Consider the following 18,536-nt stretch of genomic DNA (forward strand, 5'->3'; position numbering starts at 1 on the left):
GTATGGCAAATTATAAATTAGTAGCAACTTCAGCAATGGGCTTAGAGGCCATTGTTGCCCAAGAGGTACAGGCATTAGGATATGAAACGACAGTAGAAAATGGCAAAGTTTATTTCGAAGGCGACGAAACGGCCATTGCACGAACAAACTTATGGTTGCGCGTAGCAGATCGTGTGAAAATCGTTGTCGGTCAGTTTCCCGCAACCTCTTTTGAGCAATTGTTTGAAAGTGTTAAGGCTTTACCTTGGGAAAAATATTTACCAGTGGATGCGGCTTTTCCGGTTTCAGGGAAATCTGTAAAATCAAAATTATTTAGTGTGCCAGATTGTCAAGCCATTACAAAAAAAGCAATTGTTGAACGCATGAAACAGCACTATAAACGTCTTGGATTTTTAGATGAATCCGGTGCGACTTATAAAATTGAAGTTTCAATTTTGAAAGATGTGGCTACACTGACACTTGATACATCTGGCGCTGGCTTACATAAACGTGGCTACCGTCAAGTACAAGGGGAAGCACCGCTGAAAGAAACATTAGCAGCTGCTCTCGTACAAATTTCGAAATGGAACCCAAATCGTCCATTTGTCGATCCATTCTGCGGCTCTGGGACAATTACTTTAGAAGCTGCAATGTTTGGACAAAATATTGCACCAGGCTATAACCGTGAATTCATTTCAGAAGAGTGGTCATGGATGAAGGCAAAAATTTGGGATGCGGCACGTGATGAGGCGGATAGCTTAGCGAATTATGACCAACCACTTGAAATTATCGGTTCGGACATTGACCATCGCATGGTGAGCATTGCCCAAGAAAATGCACTAGAAGCAGGCTTTGGCGACATTATTACGTTCAAGCAAATGCAAGCACGTGATTTTACGACACAGCTAACAGACGGTGTTATGATTGGTAATCCACCATATGGAGAGCGTATTGGTGATGTTGAAGTTGTGGAACAGGTGATTCGCGATTTAGGTCAGGTCATGAAAAATTACCCAACTTGGTCTGTGTACATGTTGTCCTCAATGAAAAACTTTGAAGAATTATATGGTCGCCAAACGACGAAGAAACGTAAATTATTCAATGGCTTTATCGAAACGAATTTATATCAATTCTGGGGACAAAAGTCAAAAAAAGAGTGACTATGTAGGTAACGGAAGGTGAGATTTTTTCTTATCTTCCGTTTCGTCGCGTATAATAGGAGCAGATTGTAAGAGGGGGAACGTCAATTGCGTAAATCTTTACCATTTGTATTAACGAAGGATCGCTCATTTTTCGAGTCATTAGGTGACTGGATGGGAGACGTCCTTTACGATGAACTACCAGAAAAGGGCTTTGAATGCCGTGATGAGCAAATTTTCATGGCCTATCAAATTGAGCAGGCCCTAAAAGAGAAAAACGTGCTGTTTGCAGAAGCAGGAGTAGGGACAGGAAAAACAATTGCTTATTTACTGCCAGCCGTATCCTATGCACGCTATACAGGAAAACCCGCACTAATTGCCTGTGCAGATGAAACATTAATCGACCAGCTTGTTAAAGAGGGCGGCGATATTTATAAATTACAAAAAACACTCGGATTAGAAATCGATGTACGCTTAGCAAAATCCCGTGACCAATATTTGTGCTTAAAACGTTTTGAAGAAGCAGAAAAAGTGGAAACGGACGAGTGGATTGACGATATTGCGTTTTCTATTCCAGATGGTGTGTACGCGCAAGGCTCCATGATCGCTATACAGCCATATGGGGATCGCAGTAATTATTCAACGGTCAGTGACGAGGATTGGCAAAAGGTAAATTATAATTCCATTATGCAATGCTCGGTTTGTGACCAACGAAATCGTTGCGGTCAAACGCTTCACCGTGCGCACTATCGTAAATCAACGGATCTCATCATTTGCTCACAGGATTTCCTAATGGAGCACTTGGCAACAAAGGAATCGCGTGAACGTGAAGGACAGCTAGCATTACTGCCTGAAGTCTCCATGATGGTGCTGGATGAAGGCCATTTATTGGAGTATGCTGCCCAAAAAGCAATGACATACAAAGTGCAGGCGACGACAATTGTTCAGCTATTGGAACGTTTAATGGTTGATGGTGTGCGTGAGCGTACATTGTATGCTATGGAGAAATTACAAGACGATCACGAACTATTTTTCGACCAGCTTCGTGACGATATCGTGGCATCTGAAGAAGAGCGTAAACGTATCAATAAATCTGCGACACTGTTAACATACGGCAAGCAGCTTATTGCCGATGTAGAAGTCTTACTCGAGGAATTAGTCTTTGAATCAGAAATGTATATGATTCCAGAGTATGAGCTAAATATGGCGGAAGAATATCTAGAGCAATACGAAGCGTCTCTACGCATTTTTACTGCGCAGGGGGATGCAGTTGACTGGCTTGAGGAAACAGACGGGGAAGAAACACTTGTTATTATGCCACGTCTTATTACTGAAGTTTTAGAAGAAAAGCTATTCTCGAAGAAGTTACCCATCGTATTTTCATCTGCAACATTATCGGTGAATAAAGATTTTTCATATATTGCCTATAGTTTAGGTATTCGTAATTACCAATCATTCTCAGTTCCTTCACCTTTTGACTATGAAGAAGTGATGAAAATTTACCTGCATGAGTTATCCCAAAAGGAGAAAACAGCACGCGTGCAAAAGCTCTTAAAAGATGGCGAAAAAACGTTGATTCTCTTTAAGTCTAAGCAAGCAATGTTAGATTTTAAAGCGCAATTACCGATTATGGAGCGTATGTATGTAGCTTTTGAAGGGGATCGTGAGTTGTCTGCGATTGTCCGCGATTTCCAAGAAGGTGCGGTCAGAATATTATGCTCATATCATTTATGGGAAGGGTTAGATCTACCTGAGGAAGCACTAACACGCGTCATTATTTATGACTTGCCATTCCCGCCACACGACCCATTATTTGATGCCAAGCGTACCTTTGCAGAAAATGCCTTTGAAGAGGTCGAATTACCATTTATGCAACTACGACTACAGCAGGGAATGGGGCGTTTAATTCGTACGTCCAATGACCATGGAGATATTCATATTTTGCTGAATGAAGAAGAAGCAAAACAACGTGAAACATTTGAAAATATTTTAGCTGTAGTGCCAGAAATAAAATAACGAAAAAAGTGATTTTGTGAAGTTCACAGAATCACTTTTTTTATATTAGAATAATAAAATGTATCGAAAATATATGATAAATTTAAAAAAGTGTTGAATATTTCTCTTTTAAGCTATATAGTCCTTAGTAATGCATCTATTTTAGTAAAAGAAATTATTTTTCTATTGAAAATATTTTTGCAAAAGGTTTATAATAATGACAAGAAAATTTACAATAATCAAATTAAATGTTGGTTATTTTGGTGATAGGGGGTTCTAAACCTGTCGAACATTCAATCATTGTGTAGAAAATATACAAACTTATCGGCAACAGATATAGAGAAGTTAATAGAGATTGAAGCTACGCTAACGTATTATGCTGAATTGACAGATTGTTATATGTTCATAGATTGCATGATGGAAAATTTACCAAGTGCAATTGTCGTGGCAGAGGCCTACCCCAAGAAACAACATGGTTTATATGAAAAAACGGTTATTGGTAAGTTTGTTTTTGAAAGCTTTGAACCTGCTGTATTTTCTGCTTTTAAAAGTAGAGAAAAGTCATCTATTCCTCGCGCTATTACGCAGGAAGGTTTAACAGTTGAGCAAAACGTGGTCCCCATCTTCAATGAGCAACAGCAAGTGATTGCCGTGTTGATTCAAGAAAAACAGGTGGAAACGCTAACAAAACCAACAGACGATTTTCAAAATATGCCATTTGCATTAATAGAGCATATCGTAGCACCAAATTTGCAGCCTATTCCTGTTGTTTCCGATTTGTTAGTGGAATCGATTATTTTAACAAATCATGACAACAAAGTGATCTATACAAATCCTGCAGGCTATCGATTTATATCCGAGCTTTCAGGATTAGAATCCTTTGAACATATTGCGTTAGATAAGATCTTACCTTTTTTACAAGAGGTCTATGCTGAAGGTGATGATGTATTCTTTTTAGAAATTACCTTTGATCGTAAATCTTTTATCGTCAAAAAAATTCCAATCCGCAATCAAAACGACAAAGTCACACTACTCATCATTCAAGACCTTACTGAGCTTAAACTGAAAGAAAATGAATTGATGATGAAAACATTTGCGATTCGAGAAATTCACCACCGTGTGAAAAATAATTTGCAAACAGTGACGAGCTTATTGCGTTTGCAAATGCGCAATGAACTGTCAGCTTCAAATGTTACAGCTTTTCAAGAGGCATTAAATCGAATCTATAGCATTTCATCTGTCTATGAACTAATTTTAGAGAACGAAGATAATGCCGAAGAAAAAGTTGACGTTATTGCATTGTCTAAAAAGATTGGGTATAAAATGGTTGGCACATCGAATACACCATCCATTCAATTAGCTTTTCATCACGAAAATATTCCATTATTTTGCCATTCCAAAAAAGCAGTATCGCTTGCGCTCATTATTTGTGAGTTACTACAGAATGCACTAAAATATGCGTTTATTGGTCGTGAAGAAGGGATGATCGACATTCAATTTTCACACAACGAATCCACTATATCGCTTCATATTTCTGACAACGGCGTTGGAATGCATGAAGTGAAAGCATCGTTTGGAATGGAGATTATCACAAGGCTCGTTGAATATGATTTAGCAGGCTCATTTTCAATTATCCCTAGTGAAAGAGGTACACATACTCAAATTCAGTTTCCTGTAAGTGAGGAGGTATTTATCCTAAATGACTAGGAAAGTTATGATTGTCGAAGATGAATCACTTATTGCGATTGACTTGAAATTTATGCTAGAAGATAATGGCTATGAGGTGGTGGCTCAGGCAAATAATGGCGAGTCTGCGATAGAGTTGGCCTTTACCTACAAGCCTCATCTAATCTTAATGGATATTAAAATGCCGAAGCTGGATGGATTAAAGGCCAGTAAAATCATTGAACAGCAACTTGGTATACCGGTACTTTTTATATCAGCCTACAGTGAAAAAGAATTATTACTCTACATGAAACAAGACAATATCCTTGGCTATGTCATGAAACCATTTTCTGAGAAGAATGTACTTCCGGCGCTGGAGGTTGCTTTTCACCAAATTGAGAAATTCAACCGTTTAAACGGCGAATTGCTGCATATTCAAACCGAAATTGAAAAACGAAAAATTATCGAACGGGCAAAGGGCTTGCTGATGGAGGCAGAAAATATCAGTGAGGACGAGGCCTATAAGAAAATTCGTAATGAGAGTATGCAAACGCAACAGGAAATGGTACGCATTGCCGAGAGAATTATAAATACCCTACAAGTAAATAGTTAAAGCAAAGACGCTTAAAGAGATTTCTTCTTTAATGCGTCTTTTTTATATAGATAAAAAACAAAAGGGGTGGTTAGTTGGATGGCGATGATAGGAACGGTAATTGTATATATTATCATGATTTGTGCGGTTTTAGGTGCAATTGGCGCAATTCGGGATGCGGAGTATGGAATCGGTAAAGAGTTTATGAATGGCATCCATACGGTTGGTCACATTTTCGTGCCAGCTGCAGGAATCATGGCTGCAATTCCTTATTTAACTTGGTTTATTAGTCATTTTATAAGCCCAATTTTTGAATTGATTGGGGCAGATCCTGCCATTGCGGCAACAACTATTTTAGCTTCCGATATGGGGGGGTATCAGTTAGCCAGTGCCTTGAAAGAGTCCTATGAAGGTTGGGTTATGGCCTTAGTTGTTGGATTTATGTCAGGTGCAACCATTGTGTTCTCTATTCCAATGGGGCTAGCCATGTTGGACAAGCGTGATCATAAATATATGGCTCTAGGCATTATGGCTGGTGTTTTAACGATACCGATAGGTGCATTTATTTCTTCGATTATGATTGTGCTCTTTAATACAGAAGTCCGTGAAGTGATTAGTACAACAGAGGCGCCAACCTATGTTTTTGCCATTTCTGTTTTACAAATATTAATTAATTTATTGCCATTGTTTATTTTTGTTGTGTTAATTGCGCTTGGTCTAAAGCTTATTCCAAATGGCATGATTACTGGTTTCATGGTATTTGGACGTGTGATGGATGCGGCCATTAAATTAGTGTTAGTGTTCTCCATTGTAGAAATTTTTACAGGTATTTTTACCAAGGTTTTCGGGGCGTGGGGCTTTGATCCAATCATGGCAGATGAAATCGATCAATTCCGTGCATTAGAAACAGCGGGGTATATCGGCATTATGTTAGCTGGTGCCTTCCCGATGGTGTACTTAATTCGAAAATATGCTTCTGTTCCGCTAGAGGCTGCAGGTAAAAAATTAGGTTTATCTTCAGTAGGAAGTGCTGGTATTTTAGCGACCATTGCCAATATTTTGGCGATGTTCACACTCATCCGACATATGCCACCGAAAGATAAGGTGATTAATATTGCATTTGGTGTCTGTGCGGCTTTCCTGCTAGGGGATCATTTATCGTTTACGGCGAATTTCCAGCCAACGATTATTTTGCCCGTCATTACTGGGAAACTATTAGCGGGTATCATTGCCATTTATCTAGCTTATAAACTATCGGTTCCAACAGCCCTAAGGCTAGAACAAGAGGATCGACAAGCGGGCATTATTAAAGAAGATGAATACTTAACAGATCGAAAGTCCGAATAGGAAGAAGAAATGATGAAGAGGTGATGATGTATGAGTGAGGAAAAGAAACGTTTTATTCAAGAGTTCGTGCCAGGTAAACAGCTAACTTTGAGTCATCTCATTGCCAATCCTGATCCCGATATGTTTCAAAAGTTGGGCATTCAAGAAGCGGGAGCGCTGGGCATTATGACTTGTACACCGAGTGAAACGGTGATTATTGCTGGTGATTTAGCGACAAAGGCGGCAAATGTACGACTCGGATTTTTAGATCGTTTTACTGGCAGTCTGGTTATTGTGGGCAGCGTGTCCGAGGTTGAGATGGCGATGCTAGAGATTAACAGATTTTTATCGGAAAGCTTAGGGTATACGCCAGCAAAAATAACAAAGTCATAGGATGTGCCATATGAAAAATCGAGTAATGATCATAGGCGGCGTTCAGGCAGGGAAATCCACGCTCATGAATGCATTATTAGGGAAAGATCGACTGGCCCATAAAACACAGGCACTTGTGTATGATGATTGGATTGTCGATACACCAGGAGAATATATTGAAAATCCAATGTATTACAGAAATATAATGGCGACATCACTTGAAGTGACACATGTCATCTATTTACAAGATGCCACATCATCAAGGAGTGTTTTCCCACCGCAATTTAGCTTAGGCATTCCGAAAATACAAATCGGCGTGATTACGAAAATTGACGACCCCCTTGCAGATGTAGAACGCGCCACCGCATTATTAAAAAAAGTCATGACACATGGACCTATCGTAAAAACTTCCGCATGGCAAAAGCAAGGTATTGAGTACATTGCACCGCTGATTCAGCTCAATTGCGACGAAGAAATTCGCCAATTTGTGAACAATAGTGAAAGTCCTTATCTCATATACGCCAGTAGTAGATGGAAGGTGGAGTGAGTTGAAGACAGAGAAAATTTATAGTGCAGGCATTGACATTGGAACAAGTACAACCAAGATGGTTGTTAGCAGTTTTTTGTTAAAAAATGTTGCTGGGCTGACGCAAGTGCCACGGATAGAAATTATTGAAAAAACAATCTTACATCAAAGTCCCATTATTAAAACACCCTTTATCAACAAAGAAGTAATTGATATGGCAAAGATTGAGCAGTTTATTTTTCAGCAATATAAACAAGCAAATATTGCACCAGCCGATATTGCAACCGGAGCTATTATCATCACTGGTGAATCAGCAACAAAGCAAAATGCCAGCGAGGTTGTACATGCCATAGCAGATACTGCGGGGAATTTTTTGGTCGCTACAGCTGGTCCTGATTTAGAAGGGATAATTGCCGCAAAAGGTGCGGGTACTGTACAGCAATCAAAGAATTCTGCCAAAGTCATTGCCAACATTGATATCGGTGGAGGTACGGCAAATATAGCTGTTATGCAATTTGGAGAAGTGATTGGCACATGTACGCTACATATCGGTGGACGACTAATTGAATTTCATCACGGCGTTGTTCAGTCGATTTCATCACCGATTAACAGACTGATGGAAAAATGGGCAAATCCGTTAAGCGTTGGGGATGTTGCAGGGGATGTTCGTGTTACACAGTGTATTGAAGAGATGGTGGAAACTTTAGCAATGACGTTACGTGGGCAATTACAAGATGAACGGCATCCATTACTGTTAGGGCATTTGCCAAGCTGGGATAAACCGATAGATGCCATTATGTTTTCCGGTGGGGTCGCCGCTTGTATCTACGAAAATGATTGTTCAGAACGCCAGTATGATGATATTGGTGAAAAACTAGCGAAAATGCTGTTACAACATGAGCAGCTGCAATCATTTTTATGGCTAAAACCAGAAGAAACATCACGGGCAACGGTGACCGGAGCAGGGACACAAACAACTGAAATTAGTGGTGCAACAATACAAGTGAATGCTGATATTTTGCCATTAAAAAACGTGCCTGTTATTACTTGCCATATGGATACCCCGTTGAAAAAGTTTGACCAAGTGGTAGAAGCAGCCGTAGCAAGAGCAGACACACTGTTTTCAATTCAAGAGAACCGTGCACTCTTTGCCTTATATTTTAGTCAGTTACCTTATTTAAGTTTTCAAGATGTCCATCAATTATGCGAGGCCATCTTGCAGCAATTAGCAACAAGAAGTTCCAAAGAAATACCAATTATTATCGTTATGCAATCAGATTATGCAAAGGTCATAGGGCAAACAATACAAGCTCTTCATCGAACTGTACCAATTATTTGCATCGATCAAATCAAAGTAGAAACAGGTGATTATATCGACATAGGGGAGGTACTACCATCTGGTGTTGTCCCTGTTGTTGTCAAAACACTTGCATTCCACTCAAAGTAAAGGAGGATGAATGTGAAACTATCGATGATGTTTGGTGGAGAAAAATATAATTTTGATTCATTAAAAGATGTCATGGCCAAGGCCAATGAAGAAAAATCGGGTGACCGCTTAGCTGGAATAGCTGCCGAATCTGTACAACAACGAATTGCAGCGAAAGCCGTAATAAGTGAACTATTAGTAAAAGACATAAGAGAAAATCCATTAATTCCTCCAGAAAATGATGAGGTAACGCGCATCATCGAACAAGACGTCAATGAGCAAATCTATGGAGAAATTAAAAACTGGAGCATTGAGCAACTTCGAGAATACATCTTGTCAAATGAGACAGGGGATCGGGAGTTAAAGCGTTTAAGTAAGGGCATGAATTCGGAAATTATTGCAGCTGTTACGAAGCTCATGTCTAACTTAGACCTTGTGCATGCCGCTAATAAAGTAGAAATTTTATCGACCTGTAATACTACCATCGGGCAAAAGGGAACACTGGCCTCCAGATTACAGCCAAACCATCCGACAGATAATATCGACGGCATCATTGCCTCATTAAAAGAAGGCTTGTCCTATGGTATTGGCGATGCTGTCATCGGTATTAACCCCGTAGATGATTCAGTAGAAAGTGTGAAAAAAGTATTGCACGCGACAAAAGAGTTTATCGAAGACTGGTCGATTCCTACCCAAAACTGTGTATTGGCACATATTACAACACAGATGAAAGCCATTAAGCAGGGGGCACCAGCAGATATGATTTTTCAAAGTATTGCTGGGACAGAAATAGCCAATCGCTCGTTCGGTATTTCTGCTGACATGATAAGAGAAGCAGAGGACCTTGTGAAAAAGCAAGGAACGGGAACGGGGCCAAATTTATTTTACTTTGAAACGGGACAGGGTTCTGAACTTTCAGCAGAAGCACATATGGGCATTGACCAAGTCACGTTAGAATCCCGCAATTATGGCTTTGCCCGTCATTTTAATCCGTATATTGTCAACACAGTTGTTGGCTTTATCGGCCCTGAATATTTATACAATAATAAGCAAGTCATCCGTGCTGGTCTTGAAGATCATTTTATGGGCAAAATGCATGGCATCCCTATGGGTGTCGATATTTGTTATACGAATCATATAAAAGCAGACCAAAATGATATTGAGGATTTAAGCGTTTTACTAACGGCGGCTGGTGTGAACTTTATCATTGCCGCGGCAATGGGAGATGATGTCATGCTGAACTACCAGTCGATGAGCTTCCACGATGTAGCCACATTGCTGCAAACGTTTGGCAAAAAGCCAACCCCTGCCTATTTAGCATGGCTAGAAAAAATGGGGGTCTATGAAAATGGCCGTCTTTCAGCGAGGGCTGGCGATTTATCTTTGTTTGAAAGGTAGGTGATTAATGTGAATGAACAGTTAGTATCAATGATTACACAACTCGTAATGGAAAAGATGGGACAAAATACGGCAGCTGATTTACCTAAAGACATCGCTACTCCAATAGAAGAAGCACAAGAAACAGGTATGCCATTTTACGAGACGGCTGTCACGCGTCCTGCTGAAGCGTCAATCGCACCAGCAGCACCTAAAGATACATTGATTAAGCTTTATAACAATGCATCACATAAGCAACAACAGTCGTATGAGCCAAGTTTTGATGAGCCGACTTACTCAACGGACCCTCTGACAACCTTTCAATTTGAAGAGGAGAACGTCTCAGAAAGTGTACAGGCAGCAAGAAAACATACACCAGCTAGGATAGGTGTCGGACGAGCGGGGACAAGACCTAAAACGAAAACATGGCTTAAGTTTCGACTCGATCATGCAGCTGCTGTGGATGCGGTCTATGGAGAAGTGACAGAGGATTTATTGAAACAGTTAAATGTCTTCCAAGTGACAACAAGAGTAACTGACAAAGAGGAATACATTACAAGACCCGATTTAGGTCGCCGTTTATCGGACGAATCAAAGGACCTTATTCAAAGTAAGTGCCAAAAAAACCCGCAAGTCCAGATTATTATGTCGAATGGATTAAGTGCAAGTGCAATTGAAGCAAATGTTCAAGATGTCTATTTAGCATTACAGCAAAGCTTAAGTAATTTAAATGTTGACATAGGGACTACTTTTTATATCGATAAAGGGCGCGTGGCACTAATGGATGAAATTGGGGAGCTTTTACAAGCAGAGGTGGTTGTTTATTTAATTGGCGAGCGTCCTGGTCTTGTCTCTGCTGAGTCGATGAGTGCCTATCTATGCTATAAACCAAGATTTGGCACAGTAGAAGCTGACCGGATGGTTATTTCGAACATCCATAAAGGTGGTATTCCCCCATTAGAGGCAGGTGCTTATTTAGGAACGGTTGTTGAAAAAATATTGCAGTACAAGGCAAGTGGTGTTGGCCTTGTGGCAAAAGAAAGTTAGGAGGAAAGCGACATGAATCCTCAAAAAATATTGGCCGAAATATTAGCTATGCAAATTATTCCTAGAGTGAATAACGAGTTAGCACAGCAATTAGCCTTAAAACCAAATCACACTAGCATTGGCATCGTAACACTGACAATTGATGATGTTGGCTATGTAGCCTTTGACGAAGCAACAAAAAAAGCAGATGTCGAAGTAGTCTATGCAAAAAGTTTTTATGCAGGTGCCGCGCATGCATCGGGCCCGCTATCTGGCGAAGTAATTGGCATCATCGCAGGAAGCTCACCAGATGAAATACGTAGTGGTTTAGAAGCGATTCAGCAGAAAATACAGTTTGATACGTATTTTGAAGCGATTCTCCACAATGAAAATCATGCACTTTTTGCGCATACTGTAGCGAGCTGCGGTACGTATCTTGCCGAACAGGCCAATGTAAAAGAAGGAACAGCTATTGCTTACTTAATCGCACCACCACTGGAAGCTGTTGTTGGTTTAGATGCAGCATTAAAGGCAGCCGATGTGGAGCTCAAGGTATTCTTTGGCCCCCCTTCTGAAACTAATTTTGGTGGCGGCTTATTAAGTGGTAGTCAATCGTCGTGCCAAGCGGCAGCAGATGCTTTTAGGGAAGCAATTGACAATTTGGCGAGAAACCCGGTGATTTAGAAAGGAGGTGGCGTAATGGCCACATTAGATAAAGATTTACTAGCAATTCAAGAAATGAGAGATGCCGTGACCCGTGCCAATAGTGCACAGGCTGCTTATCTACAATTTTCACAGCAACAAGTAGATACGATCGTCAAGGCGGTTGCGGACGCAGCTTTTAAAGAGGCAGATCGATTGGCGAAAATGGCAGTGCAAGAAACAGGGATGGGTATCCCCAATCATAAAAAAATGAAAAATGAAGTTGCTTCAAGAGATGTTTATGAAGATATTAAAGATTTAAAGACGGTAGGCGTTATTGGTGTTGATCGCCTGAAAAAAGTAACGGAAATTGCTAGCCCTTTTGGCGTCATTGCAGGCATTGTTCCAACAACAAATCCGACATCAACAGCCATCTTTAAAACGATTATTTCGTTGAAAACAAGAAATGGCCTTGTGTTAAGTCCCCACCCATATGCTGTTAATTGTACGAAGGAAGCTTTGGATGTTTGTAGAGTAGCTGCTGAAAAAGCAGGTGCTCCAGAAGGATTACTGCAATGCTTAACGATGTCTTCAATGGAAGCAACACAGCAATTGTTAAAGCATCCTAATATTCATTTAATATTAGCGACGGGTGGCGGAGCATTGGTGAAAGCAGCCTATAGCTCGGGCAAGCCAGCTTATGGGGTAGGACCAGGTAATGTGCCAGCCTATATCGAAAAATCTGCCAATATTGCAAAAGCCGTACGTCAGCTTGTTCAAAGTAAGTCATTTGATAATGGCACGATTTGTGCTACAGAGCAGGCCATTATTGTAGATAAAGTGATTGCACAGCAAGTATTGGCGGAGTTAAAGAAAAACCATGCTTATATTTTGAGTGATACAGAAAAATTGAAAATGGAGAAATTGATTTCGCCGATTCCCGGTAAAGTGAACCCACAAATCGTGGGTAAATCTGCGGCATGCTTGGCAGATTCGGTTGGCATTACTGTGCCAGATGACACAAAAGTACTTGTCGGTCTGGAAACGATGATTGGTAAGAATATTCCATTTTCACTTGAAAAACTCTCACCGATATTTGCCTTGTACACAGTAGAGGGCAGTACAGAAGCGAAACAGGTCATGATTGATTTATTGAATATTGGTGGACGTGGACATTCTTGCGCAATCCATACGGAAAACGAAGCCTTAGCTGAGCAGTTTGCCATTGATTTGCCTGTTTCACGAATTGTCATCAATACGCTATCGTCCATCGGTGCTGTTGGAGGGACTACGGGACTTGCACCATCCTTCACATTAGGATGTGGGACGTTCGGAGGCAATATAACGTCCGATAACATTACAGCGAGACATTTAATGAATATCAAGCGCATGGCATACGGCATTAAGGATGTAGAAGTACCAAAACCAGAGTTCGAAGTACCACCAATAGTAGAAACAATCAAGTCACAAGAACCAACTTTGGATACCACAGTGGTTCAGCAAATCGTGGATGAAGTATTAAAACAAATTGTCTTACAAAAAAAATAATTTACTTGGAGGAATGACAAATGAGTACAGCATTAGGAATGGTAGAAACAAAAGGATTAGTAGGGGCAATTGAAGCGGCAGATGCAATGGTGAAGGCAGCAAGCGTTAACTTAGTAGGAAAAGTACATGTTGGTGGCGGTATTGTCACAGTATTAGTACGCGGTGATGTTGGGGCAGTGAAAGCAGCAACTGATGCAGGTGCTGCAGCAGCAGGACGAGTTGGAGAATTATTATCTGTCCATGTAATTCCACGTCCACACAACGAATTAGAGTTAATCTTGCCAAAATCAGAAGCTTAACAACAATGTAGAAGTTTACTAGATATAGAGGTGACCAGCTTGATAACAGAGGTAAAGACATTCCCTGTGGCCGTTTCAGCTCGTCATATACATGTAAGTGAAGAAGATTTACAGGCACTTTTTGGTCCCGATGCCACGTTAACATGGGATTTTGATCTTTCGCAGCCGGGCCAATTTGCGGCAAAAGAACGCGTGTCCATTGTGGGACCAAAAGGTGTTATTCATAACGTACGTGTATTAGGACCAGTCAGAGCAGCAACACAGGTAGAAGTAAGTCGAACAGATGCCGTGAAATTAGGGTTATCAGCCCCGTTGCGACAATCGGGTGACATTGAAAACTCGGCTAGCATTAACATCATTTTTGCAGACAAGGAAGTAACGTTAAAGCAAGGTGCCATTATTGCACAGGCTCATATTCATATGACACCAGCAGATGCTTTAGCTTTACAAGTAGAAAACAATGAATTGGTAGCTGTTGAAGTGGCTAGTGAACGACCTGTTACTTTTCGTGGCGTCGTTGTCCGTGTGTCAGAGGATTTTAGTTTAGAGATGCATATTGATACAGATGAAGCCAATGCCGGTTTTATAGAGCAACAGGCGCAAGGGAAAATTATTAAATCATGGACGTAAGGAGGAGGTCGGATGCAAGAAAATTTAGTGCAAAAAATTGTTGAGGAAGTATTACAGCAAGTGTTAAAAAGTCAACCTTCCCTTCAATATGATGGAAAAATCCCTATTGGTGTGTCAGCACGTCATGTCCATCTAGCACAAGCAGAAGTGGAACTGTTATTTGGTGAAAACTATCAATTGACGCCGAAATTTGAGCTTTCTCAACCCGGTCAGTTTGCCGCAGAGGAAACGGTCGTGATTGCAGGTCCGAAAGGCTCTCTTGAAAGGGTACGCATTTTAGGCCCAGCTCGTGCATTATCGCAAGTGGAGATTAGTTGGACAGATGCCATGAAAATTGGCGTTAAACCACCATTGCGAATCTCAGGAGATATTAAAGGTTCAAGCCCGATTACACTGATTGGACCACAGGGTAGCGTGGTGCTATCGGAGGGACTGATTATTGCCCAAGCACATATTCATATGTCACCAGTGGATAGTAGTCGACTTCAAGTTGTGGATGGGCAGTCTGTGCAGGTCAAGGTAGAGGGGATAAGACCGATCATTTTATCGAATGTTATCATTCGTGTTTCAGAGCGCTATCGCTTAGAAATGCATATTGATACTGATGAAGCAAATGCGGGTTTAATTCAACAAGGTGCCAAGGCTGAAATCGTCAATGCACCGTCTACAGCACGTATAATCCCTATGGAAGTACAGCCAGCGGTGAAGCAAGCTGAGGAAAAATCCATCTACCATTTTGACAAGAAGTTGCTTTCCCAAGGAGAAGTACTTGAAATAGAAGCGCAAGAAATTATTGTCTCAAAGAAGACAATCGTCACAGCATTAGCCTATGACAAGATACGCGAGTTAAACAAAACATTAACGATTAGCACTGGGTAAAGCGAGTAATCTAGCCTAGGGTAAAGAGGGTGAATGCATGCAAATGGGAAGAGTCATTGGCAGTGTATGGGCGACAAGGAAGGAAGAAGGGTTAAATGGTTTAAAATTATTAATCATTCAACCTATCGACTCAAATCAACAGCCGATTCGCACTGAAATTGTGGCAGCAGACCGAATAGGGGCTGGTGTTGGAGATGATGTACTCATAACAAGTGGTGGGTCATCACGTTACATTATGAAAGAGAATCCATTGCCCATTGATGCAGTCGTTATCGGCATTATTGATTCTACAGAAGTTATGCGAGGTGAGGGAAATGAGTAGCGCAATTGGAATGATTGAAACAAAGGGATTAATCGGCTCGTTAGAAGCAGCCGACGCAATGATTAAGTCCTCCGATGTGACCATTGTGAAACAGGAATTTGTCGATGGTGGGATTGTGACAATCGTTGTCAAAGGAGATGTTGGCTCAGTACAAGCTGCAGTCGATGCTGGTAAGGCGGCAGCGATGCGTGTCGGTGAATTACTAGGCGCACATGTGATTCCTAGACCGGATGATGATGTCTATCACATGATTAATGGACCACAAACCCCGAAGAAAAAGCCGTTACCTGCACGTGCCAAAAAAACAACAGAAACAGCGGCTAGTGAAGGTCGAGGTGAGTCGTAATGGCTTTTCAAAAAAGTAAAATTGCAGTGATTGGTGCTGGTCATACAGGAGCAACGTTAAGCTTATTTTTAGCTCAAAAAGAGTTAGGCGACGTTGTACTGTTAGACATTCCGGAGGCAGAAAATCCTACCAAGGGAAAGGCACTTGATTTACTACAAACAGGACCGATTGAAAAGTTCAATGTCTCGATAACAGGAACAAGTAATTATGAGGATATAGCGGATGCAAAAATCGTCGTTATTACAGCAGGCATTCCACGCAAACCTGGCATGAGTCGAGATGATTTAGTGACAACGAATGCGAAAATTATTAAACAAGTATCCGCTCAAATCAAAAGATATGCACCACAAAGTATTGTGCTCGTACTAAGTAACCCAGTAGACGCCATGACTTATGTTTGCTATAAGGAGACTGGTTTTGCGAAAAATCGTGTAATCGGACAATCAGGTGTATTGGATACAGCACGATTTAACACATTCGTAGCACAAGAGTTACACATTGCACCAGAGGATGTCTCAGGTTTCGTATTAGGCGGTCATGGAGATGAAATGGTGCCGCTCATTCGCTATTCTTATGCAGGTGGCATTCCACTAGAAAAACTGATTCCCCAAGAAAGATTACAGCAAATAGTGGAACGCACGCGTAAAGGTGGCGGCGAAATTGTTGGTTTGTTAGGTAATGGAAGTGCCTACTATGCACCAGCTGCGGCCTGTGCCCAAATGGTGGAAATCATCATGAAAGATCAACGAAAAATTATTCCTTCCATAGCCCTGTTAGAAGGCGAGTACGGCTATCACCAATTATTTTTAGGTGTACCGACAATTCTAGGCGGAAATGGTATCGAATCGGTCATCGAATTACAGCTGACAAATGAAGAAAAAGCAGCCCTGCATCATTCAGCAGAGGCGGTCCAACAAGTATTGAAAATTTTCCAAAATATATAATCGCAGAGCAAAGCACTATAAATAGCACGCTTGCTCAGCCACTTGGATATATATTTATCCCCAAATATATATCCTGATATAAGACTTTGCTGTAATTTTGAATTGCGAAACCCATAGAAATTACGCTTGAAAGCCATTTTAATATCTTGCTTGAAAACCCCAAAAAAATTAATATAGAATCAGCAGTTCTCTTCAAGCGTGAAAACGTTAGAGGGAACTGCTTTTTGCATTTACGCAAAAACTTCGAATCCCCGTAGAGGTCAGTAAAAACTATATATCGTTGTGCGCTGTCGAACACTAGCCTATATTGCTTACGTTTCGTTCAAGGTTTCACCTGTCGTTACTGCAAACATCCATCATGTAATTCCGCTTACTAGGATGTAGGACACAGTATTTGGGGATTATATACAGGCCTACTTTACATAAAACCACGGGAGTCTCATGATGCTTGAAATCCTTTAATAGAAAGTGAAGACTACTGTACTCCATGTAATGCCGTTTAATATGATGATGTATACAATATTTGGTAATTGTATACAGGCCTACTTTAAACAAAATTTTGAAGTTGACTTTGCCCTTAGGGAAAGGTGTATAACTGAATGGAACAAGATGTGTATAAAAAAAGGAATGGAGGTGGCTTTTTGCTATCAATTGGAGAATTTTCAAAGATATGCGGCGTATCTACTAAAACGCTGCGATATTATGCCGAAATAGGTTTGATTACGCCTGATGACATAAATACTGAAAACGGTTATCGGTATTATTCTATCAAGCAACTAAAAAAGATGCTCTTTATCAATCGTTTGAAATCCTATCATTTTTCTCTGGAAGAAATTAAAGTCCTGGTGGAATTGGAAGCCGATCTAGCAGAAGAGAAAATTTGTAGTGCTTTTAATCGCAAAAAAAGAGAAATGGAGAGAGAACTAAATACGTTAGCATATACCCTCAAACAAATGAGCACGGATATTGAACATATAGAGAAGGGCATACCCATAATGTCTTACCTTGACAAGTTTGACGTTCAGCTAGTTGAAACGCAGCCAATGACGATCCTTTACATGCGTCAAATCCTGAGTAGTGATGACTTTGATTTGGGCTATGGAAAATATTTCAGCACGCTATATGAAAAGATTGCAATCGAAAACCTTACTATGTTAGGTATGCCAATGACTTTTTATCACAGCACGGAGTTTAATCCTACTGGCAATGATACAGAGTTTGCTATTCCAGTTAAAGAGGCTGTCAAAGCAACGAGAGATTTGCCGGGATGCCTTTGTGCGAAGTCCGTTTTAAAGGGGGGATATCCAGAATTGACATCTGTATACGCAAACCTAATGGCATGGATAGAAAATGAAGGTTATGAGTTGGTGAAATCACCATATGAAGTATATATTACCGACCCTAGTGAAGCCGCAGCTATTCCTGAGGATATGATTACCGAAGTGTACTTTCCTGTAAAGAAAAAAGCAACAAGATAAAGAATCTATCAAAAATTTTAGGAGG

At 40.6% G+C, this 18,536-nt stretch carries 19 protein-coding genes; all 19 read left to right on the forward strand.

Going from position 1 to position 18,536, the window contains the following annotated elements:
* Nucleotides 1–2: 2 nt before the first annotated feature.
* The 19 genes from H131_RS09675 (at nt 3) to H131_RS09765 (ending at nt 18,511) form a co-directional block, all read left to right on the forward strand.
* Nucleotides 3–1,139 carry a THUMP domain-containing class I SAM-dependent RNA methyltransferase gene (locus H131_RS09675; RefSeq protein WP_010858935.1) on the forward strand — a complete coding sequence of 379 codons (1,137 nt, stop codon included), beginning with the start codon at nt 3–5 and terminating at the stop codon, nt 1,137–1,139.
* A gap of 87 nt (nt 1,140–1,226) precedes the next feature.
* Nucleotides 1,227–3,134 carry an ATP-dependent DNA helicase gene (locus H131_RS09680; RefSeq protein ID WP_010858936.1) on the forward strand — a complete coding sequence of 636 codons (1,908 nt, stop codon included), beginning with the start codon at nt 1,227–1,229 and terminating at the stop codon, nt 3,132–3,134.
* A 279-nt stretch (nt 3,135–3,413) separates the two neighbouring features.
* Nucleotides 3,414–4,820, forward strand: coding sequence for a sensor histidine kinase (locus tag H131_RS09685; RefSeq protein ID WP_010858937.1), 1,407 nt, complete (start codon nt 3,414–3,416; stop codon nt 4,818–4,820).
* Nucleotides 4,813–5,391, forward strand: a complete 579-nt coding sequence (locus H131_RS09690; protein ID WP_010858938.1) for an ANTAR domain-containing response regulator — start codon at nt 4,813–4,815, stop codon at nt 5,389–5,391. Before H131_RS09685 ends, H131_RS09690 begins: the two co-directional genes overlap by 8 nt.
* A 78-nt stretch (nt 5,392–5,469) precedes the next feature.
* Nucleotides 5,470–6,717 (forward strand): ethanolamine utilization protein EutH, encoded by a 1,248-nt coding sequence (eutH, locus tag H131_RS09695; RefSeq protein WP_010858939.1) that lies wholly within the window; start codon nt 5,470–5,472, stop codon nt 6,715–6,717.
* Nucleotides 6,718–6,747: 30 nt separating this feature from the next.
* Nucleotides 6,748–7,089 (forward strand): ethanolamine utilization microcompartment protein EutS, encoded by a 342-nt coding sequence (eutS, locus tag H131_RS09700; protein ID WP_010858940.1) that lies wholly within the window; start codon nt 6,748–6,750, stop codon nt 7,087–7,089.
* A 10-nt stretch (nt 7,090–7,099) separates the two neighbouring features.
* On the forward strand, nt 7,100–7,615 hold the full coding sequence (locus tag H131_RS09705; protein WP_010858941.1) for a EutP/PduV family microcompartment system protein: 516 nt from the start codon (nt 7,100–7,102) through the stop codon (nt 7,613–7,615).
* A gap of 1 nt (nt 7,616) precedes the next feature.
* Entirely contained in the window at nt 7,617–9,041 is a 1,425-nt protein-coding gene (locus H131_RS09710) for an ethanolamine ammonia-lyase reactivating factor EutA (protein ID WP_010858942.1), read from the forward strand.
* Between the two features lie 6 nt (nt 9,042–9,047).
* Entirely contained in the window at nt 9,048–10,418 is a 1,371-nt protein-coding gene (locus H131_RS09715; RefSeq protein WP_051112144.1) for an ethanolamine ammonia-lyase subunit EutB, read from the forward strand.
* Nucleotides 10,419–10,427: 9 nt separating this feature from the next.
* Nucleotides 10,428–11,444: an ethanolamine ammonia-lyase subunit EutC gene (gene eutC, locus H131_RS09720; RefSeq protein WP_010858944.1), complete on the forward strand. Its 1,017-nt coding sequence runs from the start codon at nt 10,428–10,430 to the stop codon at nt 11,442–11,444.
* A gap of 12 nt (nt 11,445–11,456) precedes the next feature.
* Nucleotides 11,457–12,107 carry an ethanolamine utilization microcompartment protein EutL gene (eutL, locus tag H131_RS09725; RefSeq protein ID WP_010858945.1) on the forward strand — a complete coding sequence of 217 codons (651 nt, stop codon included), beginning with the start codon at nt 11,457–11,459 and terminating at the stop codon, nt 12,105–12,107.
* Nucleotides 12,108–12,122: 15 nt separating this feature from the next.
* The gene (locus H131_RS09730; RefSeq protein WP_010858946.1) at nt 12,123–13,613 is read left to right on the forward strand and encodes an aldehyde dehydrogenase family protein; all 1,491 of its coding nucleotides are present in this window, start codon (nt 12,123–12,125) and stop codon (nt 13,611–13,613) included.
* Between the two features lie 20 nt (nt 13,614–13,633).
* A complete protein-coding gene (locus H131_RS09735; protein ID WP_010858947.1) occupies nt 13,634–13,912 on the forward strand; it encodes a BMC domain-containing protein in 279 nt (92 codons plus the stop codon).
* 39 nt (nt 13,913–13,951) lie between these two features.
* On the forward strand, nt 13,952–14,542 hold the full coding sequence (pduL, locus tag H131_RS09740; RefSeq protein ID WP_010858948.1) for a phosphate propanoyltransferase: 591 nt from the start codon (nt 13,952–13,954) through the stop codon (nt 14,540–14,542).
* Between the two features lie 12 nt (nt 14,543–14,554).
* Entirely contained in the window at nt 14,555–15,421 is an 867-nt protein-coding gene (locus H131_RS09745) for a phosphate propanoyltransferase (protein WP_010858949.1), read from the forward strand.
* Nucleotides 15,422–15,458: 37 nt separating this feature from the next.
* On the forward strand, nt 15,459–15,743 hold the full coding sequence (locus tag H131_RS09750) for a EutN/CcmL family microcompartment protein (RefSeq protein WP_010858950.1): 285 nt from the start codon (nt 15,459–15,461) through the stop codon (nt 15,741–15,743).
* A complete protein-coding gene (locus H131_RS09755) occupies nt 15,736–16,089 on the forward strand; it encodes a BMC domain-containing protein (protein ID WP_010858951.1) in 354 nt (117 codons plus the stop codon). The genes H131_RS09750 and H131_RS09755 overlap by 8 nt, the downstream gene beginning before the upstream one ends.
* Nucleotides 16,089–17,033 (forward strand): malate dehydrogenase, encoded by a 945-nt coding sequence (gene mdh / locus H131_RS09760; protein WP_010858952.1) that lies wholly within the window; start codon nt 16,089–16,091, stop codon nt 17,031–17,033. The genes H131_RS09755 and mdh overlap by 1 nt, the downstream gene beginning before the upstream one ends.
* A gap of 641 nt (nt 17,034–17,674) precedes the next feature.
* Complete coding sequence (locus H131_RS09765) at nt 17,675–18,511, forward strand: MerR family transcriptional regulator (protein ID WP_036131283.1); 837 nt, start codon at nt 17,675–17,677, stop codon at nt 18,509–18,511.
* The last annotated feature ends 25 nt before the right edge of the window (nt 18,512–18,536 follow it).

Origin of the sequence: Lysinibacillus sphaericus OT4b.31, from assembly GCF_000392615.1 — a bacterium.
Classification (GTDB): Bacteria; Bacillota; Bacilli; order Bacillales_A; family Planococcaceae; genus Lysinibacillus; species Lysinibacillus sphaericus_B.

Bases quoted from the DNA above. Each gene is read 5' to 3' on its own strand.
- H131_RS09755 (WP_010858951.1), top strand. From the start codon at position 15,736: ATGAGTAGCGCAATTGGAATGATTGAAACAAAGGGATTAATCGGCTCG.
- H131_RS09745 (WP_010858949.1), top strand. From the start codon at position 14,555: ATGCAAGAAAATTTAGTGCAAAAAATTGTTGAGGAAGTATTACAGCAA.
- H131_RS09750 (WP_010858950.1), top strand. From the start codon at position 15,459: ATGCAAATGGGAAGAGTCATTGGCAGTGTATGGGCGACAAGGAAGGAA.
- eutS (WP_010858940.1), top strand. From the start codon at position 6,748: ATGAGTGAGGAAAAGAAACGTTTTATTCAAGAGTTCGTGCCAGGTAAA.
- H131_RS09715 (WP_051112144.1), top strand. From the start codon at position 9,048: ATGAATGTGAAACTATCGATGATGTTTGGTGGAGAAAAATATAATTTT.
- eutL (WP_010858945.1), top strand. From the start codon at position 11,457: ATGAATCCTCAAAAAATATTGGCCGAAATATTAGCTATGCAAATTATT.
- H131_RS09730 (WP_010858946.1), top strand. From the start codon at position 12,123: ATGGCCACATTAGATAAAGATTTACTAGCAATTCAAGAAATGAGAGAT.
- H131_RS09690 (WP_010858938.1), top strand. From the start codon at position 4,813: ATGACTAGGAAAGTTATGATTGTCGAAGATGAATCACTTATTGCGATT.
- H131_RS09705 (WP_010858941.1), top strand. From the start codon at position 7,100: ATGAAAAATCGAGTAATGATCATAGGCGGCGTTCAGGCAGGGAAATCC.
- H131_RS09735 (WP_010858947.1), top strand. From the start codon at position 13,634: ATGAGTACAGCATTAGGAATGGTAGAAACAAAAGGATTAGTAGGGGCA.
- mdh (WP_010858952.1), top strand. From the start codon at position 16,089: ATGGCTTTTCAAAAAAGTAAAATTGCAGTGATTGGTGCTGGTCATACA.
- H131_RS09675 (WP_010858935.1), top strand. From the start codon at position 3: ATGGCAAATTATAAATTAGTAGCAACTTCAGCAATGGGCTTAGAGGCC.
- eutH (WP_010858939.1), top strand. From the start codon at position 5,470: ATGGCGATGATAGGAACGGTAATTGTATATATTATCATGATTTGTGCG.